This is a genomic window from Streptomyces sp. NPDC059166, from assembly GCF_042755185.1.
Classification (GTDB): domain Bacteria; phylum Actinomycetota; class Actinomycetes; order Streptomycetales; family Streptomycetaceae; genus Streptomyces.
The window spans coordinates 53,205-71,252 of the sequence record NZ_JBHZCI010000031.1 but is presented as its reverse complement, the minus strand read 5'-3'; the positions used below and the strand labels follow the sequence as shown (position 1 = coordinate 71,252).

The 18,048-nt window shown below is 73.7% G+C and carries 10 protein-coding genes; all 10 read right to left on the bottom strand.

What is annotated here, in order from left to right:
• Positions 1-11: 11 nt before the first annotated feature.
• A complete protein-coding gene (locus ACFXOA_RS22875) occupies positions 12-1,934 on the bottom strand; it encodes a N,N-dimethylformamidase beta subunit family domain-containing protein (protein ID WP_385031529.1) in 1,923 nt (640 codons plus the stop codon).
• A 14-nt stretch (positions 1,935-1,948) separates the two neighbouring features.
• Positions 1,949-3,409, bottom strand: coding sequence for a condensation domain-containing protein (locus ACFXOA_RS22870; protein WP_385031526.1), 1,461 nt, complete (start codon positions 3,407-3,409; stop codon positions 1,949-1,951).
• Positions 3,402-3,692 carry an acyl carrier protein gene (locus ACFXOA_RS22865; RefSeq protein WP_385031523.1) on the bottom strand — a complete coding sequence of 97 codons (291 nt, stop codon included), beginning with the start codon at positions 3,690-3,692 and terminating at the stop codon, positions 3,402-3,404. The genes ACFXOA_RS22870 and ACFXOA_RS22865 overlap by 8 nt, the downstream gene beginning before the upstream one ends.
• Complete coding sequence (locus ACFXOA_RS22860) at positions 3,689-3,892, bottom strand: MbtH family protein (RefSeq protein WP_385031520.1); 204 nt, start codon at positions 3,890-3,892, stop codon at positions 3,689-3,691. The genes ACFXOA_RS22865 and ACFXOA_RS22860 overlap by 4 nt, the downstream gene beginning before the upstream one ends.
• Positions 3,889-7,008 (bottom strand): amino acid adenylation domain-containing protein, encoded by a 3,120-nt coding sequence (locus ACFXOA_RS22855; RefSeq protein WP_385031517.1) that lies wholly within the window; start codon positions 7,006-7,008, stop codon positions 3,889-3,891. Before ACFXOA_RS22855 ends, ACFXOA_RS22860 begins: the two co-directional genes overlap by 4 nt.
• Entirely contained in the window at positions 7,005-8,696 is a 1,692-nt protein-coding gene (locus tag ACFXOA_RS22850; RefSeq protein ID WP_385031514.1) for a class I adenylate-forming enzyme family protein, read from the bottom strand. Before ACFXOA_RS22850 ends, ACFXOA_RS22855 begins: the two co-directional genes overlap by 4 nt.
• On the bottom strand, positions 8,693-14,377 hold the full coding sequence (locus ACFXOA_RS22845; protein ID WP_385031511.1) for an amino acid adenylation domain-containing protein: 5,685 nt from the start codon (positions 14,375-14,377) through the stop codon (positions 8,693-8,695). Before ACFXOA_RS22845 ends, ACFXOA_RS22850 begins: the two co-directional genes overlap by 4 nt.
• Positions 14,378-15,161: 784 nt before the next feature.
• Positions 15,162-16,547 (bottom strand): dicarboxylate/amino acid:cation symporter, encoded by a 1,386-nt coding sequence (locus tag ACFXOA_RS22840; protein ID WP_385031508.1) that lies wholly within the window; start codon positions 16,545-16,547, stop codon positions 15,162-15,164.
• Between the two features lie 416 nt (positions 16,548-16,963).
• Positions 16,964-17,260 (bottom strand): DUF4229 domain-containing protein, encoded by a 297-nt coding sequence (locus tag ACFXOA_RS22835; RefSeq protein ID WP_385031505.1) that lies wholly within the window; start codon positions 17,258-17,260, stop codon positions 16,964-16,966.
• Positions 17,261-17,425: 165 nt separating this feature from the next.
• A complete protein-coding gene (locus ACFXOA_RS22830) occupies positions 17,426-17,953 on the bottom strand; it encodes a GNAT family N-acetyltransferase (protein ID WP_385031502.1) in 528 nt (175 codons plus the stop codon).
• Positions 17,954-18,048: the final 95 nt, after the last annotated feature.

The following is an 18,048-nucleotide window of genomic DNA, read 5'->3' as shown; positions in this document are numbered from 1 at the left end:
ACGGGCCTTCGTCAGCGAGCCGGCAGGGCGGGCAGCCGGCACAGCAGCAGCGGTCCCTCCGCCGTGGCCGCGTAGAGCGCACCCGCCCGGCCGGCGAGACCCGTGCAGCCGACGGGCCCCGGGACCGCCCCGTCCGTGAACGGGGTGGCGGGCCCGTCCGGGCCGACCGGCAGGCGGGTGCGCAGCCGGCCGTCGGCCGTGACCGCCCAGAGCCTGCTGTTCAGAGTGGTGAGGGTGACCGCGCCGCCCGCGTCACCGACCACCCGCCAGGGCGCGGAGAGGGCCTGCGCCGAGAGGTGGTGGAGGGTGTCGTCGTGCGGGGTGACCGCGAAGACGCCCGCGTCGCAGAGCGCGATCCCCGTCGTCCCGGCGGGCACGGAGGCGACCTCCACCCACTCCCCGGGGCCCGCTACCGGGCCGGCCGCGGGGTCCCTGCGCAGCAGCCTGCCGTCGTCGGTGGCGGCGTACAGCTCCAGCGGCAGTCCGCCCGAGGCCTCGCGGGCGGAGGCCAGCGCCCTCACCCCCGGGGCGGTCCCGATCACCCGCCACGGCAGGTTCTGCCCGGACGGCTCCCGGCACAGCAGCCGGCCGCGCGCGTCGGCACCCAGGAGGGTGCCCTCGCAGACGGCGAGTGCGTGGACTCCGTCCGGGGCGCCCGCGGCCTCCCAGCCGTCCCCCGGATCCGTACCGCCCAGCCGGTCCAGCACGTTGCGGGTGATGCGGTCGGCCACCGGGTCGTCGGCGAGGACCTTGCCCCAGTTGATCGTGCCCGCGTTGAACACGGTGCCCGCGCCGAGCCGGAAGACCCCCATCGTCGCGGCACCGCCCTGTCCGTACTCGCGCCAGTGCCGCAGGTCGGCGGTGGCGAGGACGACGAAGGAGGACGGGGTGCCGTCGGTCCCCGTGGCGCGGGGCACGTCCCCGGTCCACTCCAGGGCGCAGGAGTCCGTCTCGTAGCCGAGGGCGCCCCGGGCGAACTCCTGGCCGTCGGCGAGTCCCGTACCGGCGAAGACCCAGTGGTCCGCGAACCGTGCCGTGTACGCGTCCTTGACCATGACGGCCATGCCCTCGCCCCAGGCTCCGGCACCCCGGCGGAAGCTCAGCCCCGTCATGGTGTTCTCCGGCCGGTCGACGGGGGAACTCGACCACTCGACGGTGACCCGGCGCGGATCGGTCGCCGTCATCGGGTCGGTCAGGGCGTCGCGGTGGCAGACCATGGTGCGGCCGTCGTCCTCCAGGCGCATCTGCCACCAGGCGGTGTTGGCGGCGAAGAAGGCGACGTTCCCTCCGCGCCGGGCGAAGGTCTCGACGCTGTCGCGCATCTCCATCGACCAGTACTCGTCGTGGCCGTTGACCACCAGCAGGCGGTAGTGGGCCAGGAGTCCGTCCCCGCCGTGGAGGTCGAGCCCGGAGCAGAACTCGACGGCGTAACCGGCCTCGGGCAGCCAGCGCAGCAGGCCCTCCTCCCAGCGTTCGGGGGGCGGGCCGCCGCCGGGGGAGGCGAAGGAGGCACGGGCCGCCCGGTCGGGCTGCTCGGAGTAGTAGAGGCCCCGGTCCGGCTGTCCCGCGTGGGTGTAGGCCCGCCAGGTCGGGAAGGGGATGGAGACGAGCACGCGCGAGGCGGTGCCGGGGCTCGCGGCGCGTACGGCGAACCAGACCTCGTGCTCGGCCTGACCGGTCGTGGGACGGTCCTCGCCCGGTACGTCGAAGGTGGCGCGGTAGAGGGAGCTGGGCCAGCCCTCGGGCACCTCCAGCGTCCATCTCGGCCCGCCCACCCGGGCCGTGAGGCGCGTCCGCCCGCTCACCGCGTCGGTGACGACGACGCGTGCGGCGCTCTCCCCGAGACCGGTCGTCCCGAAGGACAGGGTGCCGCCCTGCACACAGGACGTCCGGTCCGCCCAGGCCCGTACGGGCTCTCCCACCCTGCCGGTCATACCCGGCCCTCCGGTCATGCCCGCCCCTCCCGCGCCTCGTCCAGCAGGTCCCTCAGCCGGGTCACCAGCGGGGGCCGCCCGGAGGCGCTCGCCACGACCAGCTCCTCCATCGCGTACAGGTGCGCGCGGATCACCTCGGGAGGCAGATAGGCGGTGTCGGCGGTCAGCGAGACCGCGAGCGCGTCGTCCTCCTCGGTGATGTGGAGGCAGTAGCGGCACGCCACCTTGTCCTGGGTGGCGGGGAAACCGAACCGGGTGCGGCCCCTCAGCCGTTCCAGCTCCGCCGGGGAGGGCGCGGGGCCGGCCGGGGCGGGCCGCTCGACCAGGCGCATGTCGTTGAAGCAGCAGTACGGGTGGACCTCGGTGCCGTACTCCGCACGGAGCCGCTCGCCGAGGGCGTCCCACTCGACCGGGTCGTAGACGGCGGCACGGTAGGCGCGCAGGGCGGACCGGTAGGCGGCGGGCAGCAGGTCGGTGAAGACCGGACCCGCCCCGCCGGCGGGCTCCTGACCGGCGGCCCGGTCCAGGTCGAGGACGAACAGGCCGTCCTGGGACAGGGTGGAGACCAGGTCGCGGTGGGCCGGCGCGGTCCGGTTGCCGACGATGGGCATGACGGCGGCCGTGCGGTGCCCCTCGCCCGCCGCCGCCAGCGCGGCGGACGCGGCCAGCAGCACCGTCGACCCGCTGACCCGGTGCGCGGCGGCCACCGCGCCCACCGCACGGGCGAGCGCGGCGGACACGATCCGCCCGGTCCAGAAGCGCGGGGTGCGGGGTTCGGCGGCCCGTACCGCGAACATGGTGGGCGGGGCCGCCCGGTAGCCCGCCTCCCAGTGGGCGATGGCGGCCGTGCCGCGCCGCTGCCCCGCCTCGCCGTGCTGCTCGCGCGCCAGGTCCAGCGGGTTCGCCCGGGGCGGGCGCCCGGCGGAACCCCGGCGGGCCAGGAGCCGGAGGTCGCGTACGAGCACCTCGGCGGCGTGCCCGTCGGCGGCGAGGTGGCACAGGACGAGGACGGCGTGGCTGACCTGGCCGTCGACGGCCACCAACCCGGCCCGCAGCGGCCACTCCCCCGCGTAGTCGAAGCGGGTGGCCGACAGCCGGCCGAGGAGCGCCTCGGCCTCGTCCGCCGCGCTCCCGGGACCGGAGGCGCGGACGACGGTGACCGGCAGCACCCCGGCGTCCTTCAGGTCCTGGGACGGCCCGGCCCCGGACAGCAGAAGCCTCGTACGCAACGCCTCATGGCGTTCGACCAGTCTCCCCAGGGCGTCGGTGCACGCCGCGACCGACACCGGGCTGCCCCGGTCGGCAAGGGACAGCACACGGCCGATGTTGAAGTAGTGGTCGTTCGGCGCAGTACGGCGGATGGCATGCCAGATCGCCCGTTGCCCCCACGTCAGCGGCGCCTGCCCGGAGCGCCCGCCCCGGAAGGCGGCCGCCTCGGGCGCGGCGGGGAGCGCGGGGGCGGCGGCGTCAGCCATCGTGGCCGCCGCCCGGCCCGGCCCCCTGCGCGGCCAGATGGCCGACCAGCCCGTCGAGGTCGTCCAGGAAGCGGAACGTCCCGTCGAGGTCGAGCAGGATCCCGAACTCCTCCTCCAGCGAGTCGATCAGCCGGAGGAAGGCCAGCGAGGAGACACCGAGCGCGGTCAGCGACCCGTCCGCGCCGAGGATCTCCGCCGGTGTCACCTCCCCGTCCGTCGCGGACGAGACCAGCTCCGCGACGCGGGACCGCAGCCCGGCCCCGGCGGCGTCGGCGGCGGTCACCGGCCCTGCTCCGCGAGCCGGGTGCGCAGGGAGAGCGGGCGGATGTCGGACCACACGGCGTCGACGTGCGCCGTGCACTCCTCCTCCGAGCCGGTGAACCCCTCCGCACGCCACCCCGCGGGCGGCTCGGTCCTGGCCGGCCAGAGGGCGTGCTGCTCCTCGTCGTTGACGACCACCTGGTACGCCGTGGCGTCGCTCATCGCTGATCTCCCTCTGCTGCGGTCTGCCGCTGTTCGTCCTGGAGTTCGCTCACCACGGCCGAGACCTCGGCGAGCGTCGGGGTGTCGAAGAAGACGTCGAGCGGTACCTCGACGCCGAGCTGCTTGCGGATCCGGGCGGCGATCGCCGTGATCGTCAGGGAGTGGCCGCCGAGGTCGAAGAGGTCCTCGTCGGGGCCGATGTCGTCGAGCCGCAGGACCTCCTGCCAGATGTCGCGTACCACCGCCGCCGAACCGCGCGGTTCGGCCGCCGCGGCGGCAGGGACCGCGTCCGCCCTGACCCGTGGGGGTTCCGGGAGCCGCCCCCGGTCGACCTTGCCGTTGGGGGTGAGCGGCAGCGCCGGCAGCGTGACCCAGACACCGGGGACCATCGCGGCCGGCAGCGTACGGGCCAGCCGGGCGCGGAGCTCGTCGGCGGGCGGGGCCTCGGGCGCGCCGACCACGTACGCGACCAGCCGGTCGCCTCCCTCCCCTGGGCCGTCCTGCCCGTGCCCGCGGTCCAGGACGACGACGGCCTGGGACACCGCCGGATGCTCGGTGAGCCGGGCCTCGATCTCACCCAGCTCGATGCGGTGGCCCCGCAGCTTCACCTGGGTGTCCAGCCGGCCGGCGAACTCCAGCCGCCCGTCGGCGAGCCTGCGCACCAGGTCGCCGGTGCGGTACATCCGCGATCCGGGCGGACCCCACGGATCGGGCACGAACCGCTGCGCGGTCAAACCGGGCCGGCCCCGGTAGCCGTGCGCCACACCGGCACCGCCGAGGTGCAGCTCACCGGGGACCCCGTCGGGGACGGGCTGCCCGTACGCGTCGAGGACGTACGCCCGGGTCGCGGCCAGCGGACGGCCGACGGTGACCGGGTCACCGGGACGCAGAGGGGCCAGGGTGGACCACACGGTGGTCTCGGTGGGCCCGTAGACGTTCACCAGCCGGCCCACGGCGGCGGTGAGTTCACCGGCCAGCGGTCCGGGCAGCGCCTCCCCTCCCGCGAGGGCCACCAGGCCGGGGCGGGTGAGGCCCGCGGCCAGCATCAGCCGCCAGCTGCTCGGGGTGGCCTGGACGTGCGTGACACCGTGTCCTTCGATCAGCTTCAGCAGCGCGGCCCCGTCGCGCTGCCGCTCCTCGGGTACGAGGACGACCCGGGCGCCCACGGTCAGCGGCAGCAGCAGCTCCACCGTGGAGATGTCGAAGGAGAGCGAGGTCAGCCCGAGCCAGCGGTCCCCGGGCCCGGACTCCAGGTGGTCACCCATCGTCGCCAGCAGGTTGGCCAGCGCGCTGTGCGGGATCTCGACGCCCTTGGGCCGGCCCGTGGAGCCCGAGGTGTAGATGACGTACGCGGGGTCCCCGGGCGCCGGGGCGGTGGCGCCGGTGCGGGGTGCGACGGGCTCGGCGGCGGCCGACGGTGAGAGGACGGGCAGCCCCGCGGGGAGCCCGTCCGGCACCGCGCCCTCCACGACCAGGGCGGCGAGCGAGGCGTCCTGCCGGACGTACCTCAGCCGGTCCTCCGGGTAGCCGGGGTCCAGCGGGACGTAGGCCGCCCCGGCCGCCATCACCCCGAGCACCGCGACCAGTTCGCCCACCGACCGGGACACCTGCACACCCACCAGGTCACCCGCGCCCAGCCCGGCGGCGGCGAGCCGGTCCGCGAAGTCCTCGACGAGCGCGTGCAGTTCGCCGTACGTCAGCTCACCGCCGTCGGCCGCCACCACGGCCACCGCGCCGGGCACGGCCGCGGCCCGTTCCGCGAACATCCCCACCACCGTGGCATCCGCCGGGCAGGCCGCCGGAAGGTCGTTGCCGGTGTGCAGCGCCGCCTCCAGCTCGTCGCCTGCCAGCAGCGGCAGAGCCGCGAGCGGGGTGGCGGGCGCAACGAGCACGGCCTCCAGCAGGGTGCGGAAGTGGCCGGCGATCCGGGCGGGAGCTCCGGGGGCGAAGGCGTCGGCGCGGTACTGCAGCGAACCGTCGAGGCGGTCGGGCCCGTCGACCAGCTGGAGGTGCGCCAGGTTGCGCACGGCGTGGGTGAAGCCGATCCAGTCGACGTCCGAGCCAGGCGCCTCCGCCGTCTCCCAGCCGGTGCGCCGGCGGTAGCTGACCGACAGCGGGGTGAGCGCGGTACGCGGGGTGAGGCCCCGCACCGCACGGGCGAGCGGGACCGCGCGGTGCGCGTACAGGGCGCGCAGCCCGGCGCGCACCTCCCGGGCGAAGTCGGCGAAGGACAGGCCCGGGTCCGGGCGGGTGAGGAGCGGGAGTTCGTTGACGTACAGGCCGATGTGTTCCGGGCTTCCCGGGGCCCTGGTGGACAGTTCGAGGGCGGTCGCCGGGTTCTGGTTGCCGTAGCGCAGGAGCAGGGTGTGCCAGAGCGCCAGCAGCAGCTCGAACCGGGTGACCCCGAGCGATTCGGCCGTCCCGGTGAGCCGCGCGTGGTCACCGGCGTCCAGGGTGAAGGGGACGGCGGCCCCCGGGGCGGGGGTGGTGCCGGCCGCGGCCGAGGCAGGGAGGCCGGGCAGCACCGGGGCGTCCGGTTCGTACCACCGCGCCGACCAGAACTCCTCGGCTGCGGCGAGCGCCGGTGCGTCCGGTTCCCCCGGCGCGGAGCTCGCGGCGGACGGGTCCGGCTCACCGGTCGCCGCGCCGCCCGCGTCCGGCTGCACGCCGAGGAGCGCGGCGAGCAGGACGTCCTTCGACGTGCCGTCGAAGGCCAGGTGGTGGGCCACGGTGTGCAGCACGGGCGGGGCGCCGGCCTCCGTCACCAGCGCGAACCGTACGAGGGGCCCCTCGGCCAGGTCGAAGGGCCGGGCGCTCTCCTCCGCGAGGAGGGTGTCGAGGCCACCGGGTTCGCAGGCCAGGACGCGGAGTTCGGGGGCAGGTCCCGTCGCCGGGGCGAGCGCGGGGCCCTCCGGGTCCACCCGCGACGCCAGCACCGGGTGCCGGGCGACGAGACCGGCACAGCGCGCGGCGAGGACCTCCGCGCCCGGCGGTGAGGCGAACCGCACGGTGAGCGCGAGGTGGTGGGCGGCTCCGGGGCGCAGTATCTGTTCGGTGACCCACATCCCGTGCTGGGCCGGGGTGAGCGCGAGGGGGAAGGGGGAGGTGGTCGTCATCGCAGTGCCTCGTCGTCCAGGAGCAGGCGCAGTTCGCGCTTGAGGATCTTGCCGCCCTCGTTACGGGGCAGCGAGGGGCGGAACAGCAGGCGGGCGGGGAGTTCGTGGGACGCCAGCCGGTCGAGCAGGAAGGTGCGCAGGGCGGGCACGGTCAGCTCGCCGCGCGGTACGACCACGGCGGCGACGACCGACCCGAGCACGGGGTGCGGCACGCCGAACGCGGCCGCGTCGGCCACCTCCGGGTGGGCGTGCAGGGCGTTCTCCACCTGGAGGGTGGAGACCTTGTACGCACCGGACTTGACCACGTCGCGTTCCCGGTCGAGGAGGTGCAGGTACCCCTCCTCGTCCAGCCGTCCCAGGTCTCCCATCCGCACCCAGCGGCCCTGGAAGACCTCCGCGCCCGCCTCGGTGTCCCCGAGGTAGGTGCGGGGTGCGGCAGGGCTGCGCAGCCACACCTCGCCCGGTTCCCCGGGCGGCAGCGGAGCCCCTTCGGACGTGGTGATCCGCAGTTCGCTCACGGACGCGGGGCGGCCCGGGGAGTCGGGGCGTTCGGGGTCGAAGAGCAGGGTGATCTGGGCGGGCGCCGCCTCGGTGGACGTGTAGTAGTTCACGACCTGGGCGGCGGGGAAGGCGCGGGCCAGTCCCAGCGCGACGGGCTGCGGGAGCGCGGCGGCGGTCGAGCCGACGAGCCGGACGCTGTCGGTGGACCAGCGGCGGGCGGTGTCCGAGCCGAGCAGTTCGATGGCCATCGCGGGCACGAGGAAGACGCTGCCGACGGCGTGTTCCTCGATGAGCCGGGCGAACCGCCCCGGGGTGAACTGCGGGGCGACGACGGCGGTGGCGGCGGAGTCCAGTGCGTTGACCAGCATGGTCTGCCCGGCGTTGGTTCCCACCGGGAAGGCGTGCAGGAAGTGGCGGGAGTGCCGCAGCGGCCGCCGCCGCTCGTCGAGGGTGCAGCCGTGCACGAGGTTGGCGTGCGTGGCGGTGACGCCCTTGGGGGTGCCGGTGGTGCCCGAGGTGTAGAGGATCTGGGCGAGCGCCGCCGGATCCGGCTCGGGTCCCGGACCGGGACGGGCCCCTGGGGCGGGGTGGGACTGCCCCGGGGCGGAGCCGTCCCCCTGACCGGCGTGATCCCCCGGGACGGAGCCGTCCCCCTGACCGGCGTGGCCCCCCGGCCCGGCATGGTCCCCCGGCCCGGCTTGGTCCCCCGGGACGGAGTCGGGAGCCGCTCCGGGGTGCGGAGCCGCTGCGGCCTCGACGTCCTCCGCCGTCGCCTCCCAGACCCCATCCGGCACACCGCCCGGCATGCCGCCGCCGGGCCCGTGCAGGACCGCGGAGGCCCCGCTGTCCGCCAGGACGTGCGCGGCCACCGCGGGTGCCTGCCGGTCGGAGAGCGGCACGGCGACACAACCGGCGCGCAGGACACCGCAGTAGGCGACGGCGTACGCGATCCAGTCGCCGCCGCCGTACCGGAGGACGACCCGGTCCCCCGGGGCGAGCCCGCGGGACCGGAGCCCGGCGGCGAGCGCCTCGGCGCGCGCCCGCCAGGCGCCGAAGGTCAGGCTCCGCGGGCCGCAGACCATCGCGGTGCGCTCGGGTTCGGCGGCGGCCCGGTGGGCGAGCAGGTCCGGGAGGCCACGCGGGGCGCGCGGCCGGACCCGTGCGGGGCGGGCGGGGGCGGCGGTCATCCGGCATCCCCCTCCCCGGTGCCCGCGCCGCGTCCCCGGGTGGTTCCGGAGGCGGAGGCACCCACCAGGGCGGTTTCGCCGGAAGCGGCCCCCGCCGCCTTCACCCGGCGCTCGCGCTCCTGGATTCCGACCAGGTCGTCGGGGAGCGCGTCGGGCACGTCGAGGTCGAAGCGCGCCAGCACCGGCAGCCGCAGCCCGATCGCCACCAGGACCAGCATGGCCGCGCCGAACAGCAGGTACATGAAGCCGATACCGCGCCCGGGCCCCGTACCGATCAACGCGCCCACGGACGAGGTCAGCGATCCGCCGTCCTCGAACATCGGGCCGAAGAACGAGGAGCCGACCGGGGCGATGATCCCGTGCCCGATCGGCAGGGTCGACCAGGCGACCAGGGTGTTCAGGGCGAAGACCCGCCCGTGGAAGCGCTGCGGCACCTTGATCTGGACGATCGTCGTGTAGACCCCGTTGACCATGGACAGGGCGCAGGACATCCCGAACGCCCCGATGCCGATGATCCACAGGTCGGCCCGGACGCCCACGAGGGCACTGGCCAAGGCGAGCAGCCCGGCCAGCCCCAGCATCCCGCGCATCCGGTTCTCCTTCGGGCCGCCCCAGAAGCCCATCGCGATCCCGCCGATGATCGCCCCGGCGCCGCCGGCCACGGCGACCCTGGCCACCGCCTCCAGCGAGTCGAAGGACAGCACCAGCGGGGTGACCAGCAGGAACAGCGGTGAAAGGAAGATGTTCAGGGCGGCGAACCAGAGCAGCATCGCCCGGAAGCCCTTGTTCTGCCACGAGTGCGCGAAGCCGTGCCTGATCTCCGCGACCAGGGACTCCCGGCGAGTCCAGGGGAGCGTCTTCGGGAACTTCACGAGGAGGAGCACACCGATGGCGATCGCGTAACTCACGACGTCCAGGACGAGGATGCCCTTCAGCCCGATCCCCGCCATCAGCGCGACCGCGGCCAGCGGCACGATGAACTGGGCCACCCCGAAGGCCATCTGGACGATGCCGTTGGCGTGGCCGAGGTACTGCTTGGGCACCAGCTGCGGTACGGACGAAGCATAGGCGAGCCGCTGGAAGGTGAGGGCGACCGACAGCACCCCGAGGAGCACGTAGATGTGCCAGGAGTGGAGGTTCCCGGAGAGCAGCAGGGCGAGCAGCGCCCCCTGTGTCGATCCGGCGACGATGTCGCTGACGAGCATCACCCGGCGCCGGTCGAGCCGGTCGACGACCGCCCCCGCGAGCGGGCCGACGAGGATGCCGGGCAGCATCCCGATCACGGCGTACAGGGCGTACTTGCCCATCGAGCCGGTCTCCGTGTAGATCCACACCGGCAGCGCGAACTCGGTGAGCGCGGAGCCCGTGATGGACAGCAGCTGCCCGAAGGCGACGGCCAGGAAGCGGCCCATGCTGGGCGCGGGGCCGCTGCTGCCGGGAGCGTCCGCCGCGGCGGGCTCCCCGGGTCCGGCCGGACCCGCCACCGCCCCGCTCGCCTCGTGGAACCACCACGGCCCGTCGTCGGAGCGCGGCGGGAGTTCCTTCTCCGCGGTGCCGTCCAGCACGGCGGGGTGTGTACGGGTGAGGATCTCGGCAAGCTCCGCGGCACGGTACTTCAGGAAGAAGTGCCCGCCTTCGTCGAGCACCGCCAGCGCCGAACTCTCGGCGAGCATCTGCCACTCGCGGTAGCGCTCCTGGAAGAAGTCGGTCGCCGGGTCGCGGTTGCCGACCACCGAGATCACCGGGGCCCGCAGCCGGGCGCCGCCCGCCTCGACCTCGGCGAGCACCTTGGTGAAGTACTCCTCGGCCGCCTTGGAGTCGGCGCGCATGTTGCCGATGATGAACTTCATCTGGGCGTCGTCGAGTTCACCGACCTCGGCTCCCATGGAGCGCAGCCAGTTGACGTAGACCCGGTCACCCAGCAGTGGTTCGAGGGCCGACACCCGGCTCAGTGCGCCCAGCAGCCTGCTGCGGGGCCGGGCGAAGGGGAACTGGGCGCCGATGTAGACGGCCTCCGGCACCCGGCCGGACGCCTCGAGGAGCCGGGCGACGGCGACGGTCAGCGCGCTGCCGACACCGCAGTGCCCGTAGAGGGCGACGGGGCCCTCGACGCGCTCACGGATCTCGTCGGCGATCTTCTCGGCGAGCACCTCGAACTCCAGGTGCGCCTCCGTCACGCCGACGTCGTGGCCGGGGATGGCGACGGACCACAGGTCGTATCCGTCGGGCAGCTCGTCGGCGACCGGCTGGTAGACGACGGCGCTGCCGCCTCCGTACGGGACGCAGACGTAGGACAGCGTGCGGGTGCCCGCCGACCCGGCGGGCCGGGTCAGCCGGTGCAGCAGCTTGCTCGGGCCGCGCTCGGACGCGTCGAGGTCGGCGAGGGCGGCGAGTTCGCGCACCGTGCGGCAGGTGAACAGGTCCATGACGCTGACCGGCTGGGCACCCGCCTCCGGAAGCCGCTTGCGGGCGCGGGCCACGACCTGGGTGGCGAGCAGCGAGTGCCCGCCGAGGTCGAAGAAGTCGTCGTCGACACCGACCTCGGGCAGCGTCAGCACCTCCGCCCAGATCTCCGCGAGGATCCGCTCGGTCTCCGTCTCCGGTACGGCGATCGCACCACCCGTGCGGCGCGCCTGCGGAGCGGGCAGGGCACGGCGGTCGAGCTTGCCGTTCGGCGAGAGGGGGAGCGTGTCCAGCACGACGAAGGCGGCGGGCACCATGTAGTCGGGGAGCGTACGGCGCAGCGCCGTGCGCAGATCGGCCGGCTCGGGCTCCCCGGCGCCCTCCCGCAGGACGAGGTAGGCCACCAGCCGCTTGTCGCCCGGGTTGTCCTCACGGACGACGACGGCCGTGGCGGCGACGTCCGGCTCGGCGCGCAGCGCCTGCTCGATCTCCCCGGGTTCGATGCGGAGCCCTCTGATCTTGACCTGCTGGTCGATCCGGCCCAGGTGTTCCAGCTGTCCGTCCGCGCGCCACCGGGCCAGGTCACCGGTGCGGTAGAGCCGTGAACCGGGCGGGCCGAAGGGGTCGGGCACATAGCGGGCCGCGGTGAGGCCGGGCCTGCGGTGGTAGCCCAGGGACACCTGGACACCGCCGATGTGGAGCTCGCCCGGGGTGCCGAGCGGCACCGGCCGCAGGGCTTCGTCCAGGACGTACAGCCGGGTGTTGTCGACGGGCGCGCCGATGGGCACGGCCGCGAGGTCCCCGGCGCACTCCCAGCTCGTCACGTCGACGGCCGCCTCGGTGGGCCCGTAGAGGTTGGCGAGCGCGCAGTGCGGCAGCCGGGCCTTGAATGCCCGTGCGGTGTGCGGGGCCAGCTCCTCGCCGCTGCACACCACCCGGCGCAGCGAGGCGCAGCGCTCGACGTCGTCCTCGGCGAGGAACACGTCGAGCATGGAGGGGACGAAGTGGGCGAGGGTGACGCCGCGCCCGGCGATCGTGTCCCGCAGGTGCGCGGCGTCCTTGTGCCCGCCGGGCTTCGCGACGACCAGCCGGGCGCCGGTGAGCAGAGGCAGGAAGAGCTCCCAGACCGACACGTCGAAACCGGTCGGTGTCTTCTGCAGGATCGCGTCGCCGGCCCCCACCTCGTACGTACGGGCCATCCACAGCAACCGGTTGACGATCGCACGGTGGGTGTTGGGCACCCCCTTGGGGCGTCCGGTGGAGCCGGAGGTGTAGATCATGTACGCGATGCCGTCGGCGTCCGGGCCCGCCGGGTCCGTCCCCGCGCCGTCCCACAGGGCCGGGTCGTCGAGCAGCAGCACCCTGGCCTCGCACCCCTCGGGCACGGGCAGCCGGCCCTGGGTGAGCAGCACCTCGGCCCCGCTGTCGGCGAGCATGAAGGCGAGGCGCTCGGCCGGGTACTCGGGGTCGAGGGGGGTGTAACCGGCTCCGGTCCGCAGCACCCCGAGGAGCCCGGTGACCAGCTCCAGGGACCGTTCGGCGCAGACCGCGACCAGGCTGCCGGGGCCGACTCCGTCACCGGCGAGGCGCCGGGCGACCCGCTCGGAGGCCCGGTCCAGCTCGGCGTAGGTCAGCGTTGCGCCCTCGAAGTCCACGGCCACCGCGTCGGGGGTACGGGCCGCCTGCGCCGCGACGAGCGACGGCAGGGTCGCCCCCTCGGGGACCTCGGCCGCCGTGTCGTTCCACTCGACGGTCGTCCGGCGCAGCTCCGCCGGGTCGAGACCGTCGTGGGCGGAGACCGGCAGCCCCGGACGGTCGGCCACCGCGCGCAGCAGCCGGCCGAGGTGGTCGGCGATCCGGGCGATCCCGGACTCGTCGAAGAGGTCGGTGTTGTAGTTGAACGCGCCCCGCAGCCCCTCGGGCCACTCCATCAGGAAGAGCTCGACATCGAACCGGGTGCCTGCGGCATGCAGCCCGAAGGGCTCGGACTCCAGCGGGAGTTGCACGGACTGGGAGGCGGAGGCGTAGTTCTGGATGGCCAGCACGGCCTGGAAGACCGGCGAACGCGAGACATCGCGCTCGACGTTCAGCTCGGACACCAGCTGCGCGAAGGGGAGTTCCTGGTGGGCGTAGGCCTCCAGGCAGGTCTCCCGCGTCCGGTCGAGCAGTTCCGCGAAGGTGGGATCGCCGTCCAGCCGCGCCCGCAGCGGCAGAACGTTGACGAACATCCCTATGAGACCTTCGAGTTCGGGCTCCGGGCGTCCTGCCACCGGGGAGCCCACGGCGAAGTCGCGCTGCCCGGAGAACCGGGACAGCACCAGCTGGAACGCGGCCAGCAGCACCATGTGCACGGTCGCCCCGTGCCGCTTGCCCAGGTCGGTGAGCCGGTCGAGGAGGTCCCGGTCGACGTCGAAGCCGTAGCCGGCACCCTCGAAGGTCTGCCGTTCCGGGCGGGGCCGCGCCGTGGGCAGTTCCAGCGGCCTGACGTCGGCCAGCTCACGGGCCCAGTAGGAGACCTCGGCGTCGAGCCGCTCGCCCGTCAGCCTCTCGCGCTGCCAGATCGCGAAATCGCCGTACTGGACGGGGAGTTCCTTCAGCGGATCGGGCTCCCCCGCGGCGTGGGCGGCGTATCCGCGCAGGATCTCGGAGAGCAGCACCTCACTGGACCAGCCGTCACTGACACTGTGGTGCACCACCAGCAGGAGTACGTGGTCGTCGTCGGCGAGCCGGACCAGGAGGCCGTTGACCAGCGGGCCGGCGACCAGGTCGAAGGGGAGCGCTCCCAGCTCGTCCACCAGCCGCGCGGCGTGCTCCTCGTCGTCGGCGTCGGCGGTGCGCAACGGGAACGGGGCGGGGTCGGCGATCTCCAGCACCGGCCGGCCGTCGTCGGTGGCCGGGTAACGGGAACGCAGCGTCTCGTGGCGGGCGAGGACGGTGTCCAGTGCGCGCTGGAGGGCGGGACGGTCCAGAGCGCCGCGCAGTCTGCGGGCGACGGGGATGTTGTACGCGGCGGTGCCGGGCGCGAACTGCTCCATGAACCAGAGGCGTTCCTGCGCGAACGAGAGGGGCGGCACCGTGCCCTCGGGCCTGCGGGGCACCGCGCGCACGGCGGCGGCCCGGCCCCGCAGCCGCTGGGCGAGCAGGGCCCGCTTGGCGTCCGAGAGGGCGGCGGGGGGTCTCCCCCCGGGTCTCACCCCCGGTGTCCCGTCCCCCTCGGCGGTGGGGCCGTCGCTCTCGTGACGGCCGGTGCCGCCGGGGCGTATCTCGGTGCTGCTCATGCCGTCGTCGTTCCGTTTCTCTCCGCGCGGGTGGGGCCGGACCCGGACGCGGGAAACCGCCCGGCGTCCTCTTCGGTCTGCGCTTCGGTCTCCGCCGGTGCGGGTGCGCACCGTGCGGCCAGGGACTCACAGCGGGCCGCCGGCCGGACCGCGGGGGCGACCGCTCCGCCGGTGACACGGAGGGCGGTCCGGTGGGCTTCTCCGCCCGGAGGGAACGCGGGCGGGATTCCTGGCCCGTCCCCGCGAAGCGGGACCCGCTCCGGCCGGCGGACGGCCGCGGAACCGGCCGGTGCCACCCGGAGCTGTACGGGCGGGCGACGCGTCCCGGGACACCGACGGGGCGGCCGTCCCGCCGGACCGCTCCCCGGCATCACACCGACAGCGGTCGTCCCGCTCTCGTCGGACGTACCGATCATGTGCCCTGCTCCCCCTGCGTACCGGCCCGGGTCGCCCCCTCCGCCCGATCACGGCGAAGCAGCGCCGACAAGATCTGACGATCAGTCAGATAACGTGCGGATAGGGGGAGTTGCACCAGCCGATCCCCCGCGACTTCGGTCCTGGGCACGCACACAGTAAGGGCGGACCCCCCGTGAGTCAATGGTCTGGACCACGCGACATTGGCCTGTACCTGAGAGCGATAGCGGCTCAAACCCCCCTTCTCCCGGCATCGGAGCGCGCCCGACTGGCCGGAACCATGCCTTCGCCACAGAGATCCGCCCCGCACAGCAAGGCGCCCCCGGTCCACAGTCTGTGGATCGGGGGCGCCTTGTAAGGGCGGCGGGTGCTACGCCGTGACCGGGACCCCGGCCTTCGGCTCGGCGTCGCGGTCGCTGTCCCGGCCGTCCGCGTCCTGGCCGAAGGAGTCGACCGGGGAGGACGAGGCCGAGTTGTACGCGTCGTGGTCGAGGATCTTCTCGCGGGCCGAGACGATCACCGGGACGAGAGCTTGGCCTGCGACGTTCGTCGCCGTCCTCATCATGTCCAGGATCGGGTCGATGGCGAGCAGCAGACCCACGCCCTCCAGCGGGAGGCCCAGCGTCGAGAGGGTCAGCGTCAGCATGACCGTGGCGCCGGTGAGGCCGGCGGTGGCCGCCGAGCCGATCACCGAGACGAAGACGATCAGGATGTAGTCGCCGATGCCGAGCTGGACGTCGAAGATCTGCGCGATGAAGATCGCGGCCAGCGAGGGGTAGATCGCGGCGCAGCCGTCCATCTTGGTCGTGGCGCCGAACGGCACGGCGAAGGAGGCGTACTCCTTCGGGACGCCGAGGCGCTCGGTGACCCGCTGGGTGACCGGCATGGTGCCGACCGAGGAGCGCGAGACGAAGGCCAGCTGGATCGCGGGCCAGGCGCCCTTGAAGAACTGCAGCGGGCTGACCTTGGCGACCGTCGCGAGGAGCAGGGGGTAGACGCCGAACAGCACCAGGGCGCAGCCGACGTAGACGTCGGCGGTGAACGTGGCGTACTTGCCGATCAGGTCCCAGCCGTAGTCGGCGATGGCGTAGCCGATGAGGCCGACGGTGCCGATCGGGGCGAGGCGGATGACCCACCACAGCGCCTTCTGGAGGAGCTCCAGGACGGACTCGGCGAGGGTGAGGATCGGCTTGGCCTTCTCGCCGAGCTGGAGGGCGGCGATACCGGCGACGGCGGCCATGAAGACGATCTGCAGGACGTTCAGCTCGGTGAACGGCGTGATGATGTCCGTCGGGATGATGCCGGTCAGGAAGTCGAGCCAGGAGCCGGCGCTCTCGGGCTTCGCGCCGTCCTTCGGGGTGAGGTCGGTGCCCGCGCCCGGGTCGGTGATCAGGCCGATGGCGAGACCGATGGCGACGGCGATCAGCGAGGTGATCATGAACCACAGCAGGGTGCGGGTCGCCAGCCTGGCGGCGTTGTTCACCTTGCGCAGGTTGGTGATCGACACCATGATCGCGAAGAAGACGAGGGGTGCGACGGCCAGCTTCAGCAGCTGGACGAAGATGTGGCCGACCTTGTCGAGCGTGGTGTAGAGCCACTCGACGTCGTAGCTGCGGGTGATCCACCCGAGCAGGACACCGAGGACCAGGCCGGCGGCTATCTGGGCCCAGAACGGGACGCTGGGCAGACGGAAACCGGAACCGGACGGCTTACCGCCGGTCTCGGTCTCTGCGGGGGACGCGGAATTCGCGGACACGGACACACTCCAGAGGGGACGCACCGGGACGTACGAGGACGGACGTGCGGATGCGCGGTCTGACATGGGGACGGGGGTGCGGCGCCCGCGCCGGGGGCGGCGCCGCTGCATGATGCCGGTTCAGACGTTGCGGCAACAGACCGCGGACATACAGCGGCAGAGGTCGACGTGCAGGCGCACCACGAGCGGAACGCCCGGGGCAGTGTGGGTGCGCAGAGCTGTCGTCATGACAGATACGTTAACACTGCAACTTTGAGAACCTCAAAGGTCCGCTTCTTGATCGTTTTTGACCGGGTGGCGTGTCAGCCGCCCCCGGACACGCCGAAGCCCCGGCAGGGGAGCGGCTGCTCCGGTGCCGGGGCTTCGTAAATACGGGGTGCGGGTGGTCGTCCGGTGTGAGGAACCTTACGCGGCGCCTACCGCGCGACGCTGTCCTCGCGGGCGCGGTCCGCCTCGAGCCTGGCCTTGGTGCGGTCGACCTTCGAGACGATCTGCTCGGACATCTCGTCGCGCTGCTTGCGCAGCAGGACGAAGCTGAGGGGCGCGGAGAGCACGAGGCCGAGCAGCAGGACCCAGACGAAGTTGGAGCCGCCGACGCCGGAGGGGAGTACGCCGAAGTGAACCGCCACACCGGCCACGAAGAAGCAGCCGACGAAAATCAGCACGCGCATGGCGGTGTACCGGATCGTTGCGCTCGGCTTGGCAGCGGACACGGCTTGCCTTCTCTCTACGTCCGACGTTCCCGCGTTCGGGCGGTCTGTCTCCCGCTCGACTCGGTCTGACTCTGCCCGACCAGTGAAGCATGCCCCGAATTCGATCAGTTCGCAGGGTTGCCCCGGCGCCCTCCGGGCCACCGTGCCGGGCGGGCTCCCGGAGGGCTACCGGAAGAGCGGGAGCAGCATGAGGATGTCGTCGCGGTAGTCGTCCTCCGCGACCCTGATGGCGTCCGGGATCCGGCCGACCTCCTTGTATCCGCACGAGGCGTAGAAGCGGTCGGCCCCGGTGCCTCCGCGGCAGGTGAGGCGGATGGCCTCGATCCCCTCGAGGCCCTGGGCGGCGTCGGCGGCCGCCGCCATCAGGTCGCGGCCGAAGCCCTTGCCCTGGTGGCGCGGATGGACCATCACCGTGTAGACGCCGATCCAGTGCCGCATGAGCCGGTGGGTGTTGTGGGTGAGGAAGGCGGTGGCGGCGACCGCCCCCTCCTCGTCCCGGCCGACGACGAGGTGGGTACGGCCCTCCACCATGCCCGTGAGGTGCTTGAGCAGCTCGGGCCTGACGTCGCCCCCGGTCACGGGCGGTACGAACCCGACGGCGCCGCCGGCGTTGACGACGTCCACCCAGAGGGCGGTGATGCCGTCGCGCAGCTCACGGTCGAACGCGGGATCCACCTGAAACGTAAGTGCCATATACACAGATTAGCCATTACGCGGATCCGCCCTCAACTCGCGTCCACCCCATGGGAAAGCCCCGGTCGCAGGACCGGGGCTTTCCCATGGACTCG

Bases quoted from the DNA above. Each gene is read 5' to 3' on its own strand.
- ACFXOA_RS22860 (WP_385031520.1), bottom strand. From the start codon at position 3,892: ATGAGCGACGCCACGGCGTACCAGGTGGTCGTCAACGACGAGGAGCAG.
- ACFXOA_RS22870 (WP_385031526.1), bottom strand. From the start codon at position 3,409: ATGGCTGACGCCGCCGCCCCCGCGCTCCCCGCCGCGCCCGAGGCGGCC.
- ACFXOA_RS22845 (WP_385031511.1), bottom strand. From the start codon at position 14,377: ATGAGCAGCACCGAGATACGCCCCGGCGGCACCGGCCGTCACGAGAGC.
- ACFXOA_RS22850 (WP_385031514.1), bottom strand. From the start codon at position 8,696: ATGACCGCCGCCCCCGCCCGCCCCGCACGGGTCCGGCCGCGCGCCCCG.
- ACFXOA_RS22855 (WP_385031517.1), bottom strand. From the start codon at position 7,008: ATGACGACCACCTCCCCCTTCCCCCTCGCGCTCACCCCGGCCCAGCAC.
- ACFXOA_RS22875 (WP_385031529.1), bottom strand. From the start codon at position 1,934: ATGACCGGCAGGGTGGGAGAGCCCGTACGGGCCTGGGCGGACCGGACG.
- ACFXOA_RS22830 (WP_385031502.1), bottom strand. From the start codon at position 17,953: ATGGCACTTACGTTTCAGGTGGATCCCGCGTTCGACCGTGAGCTGCGC.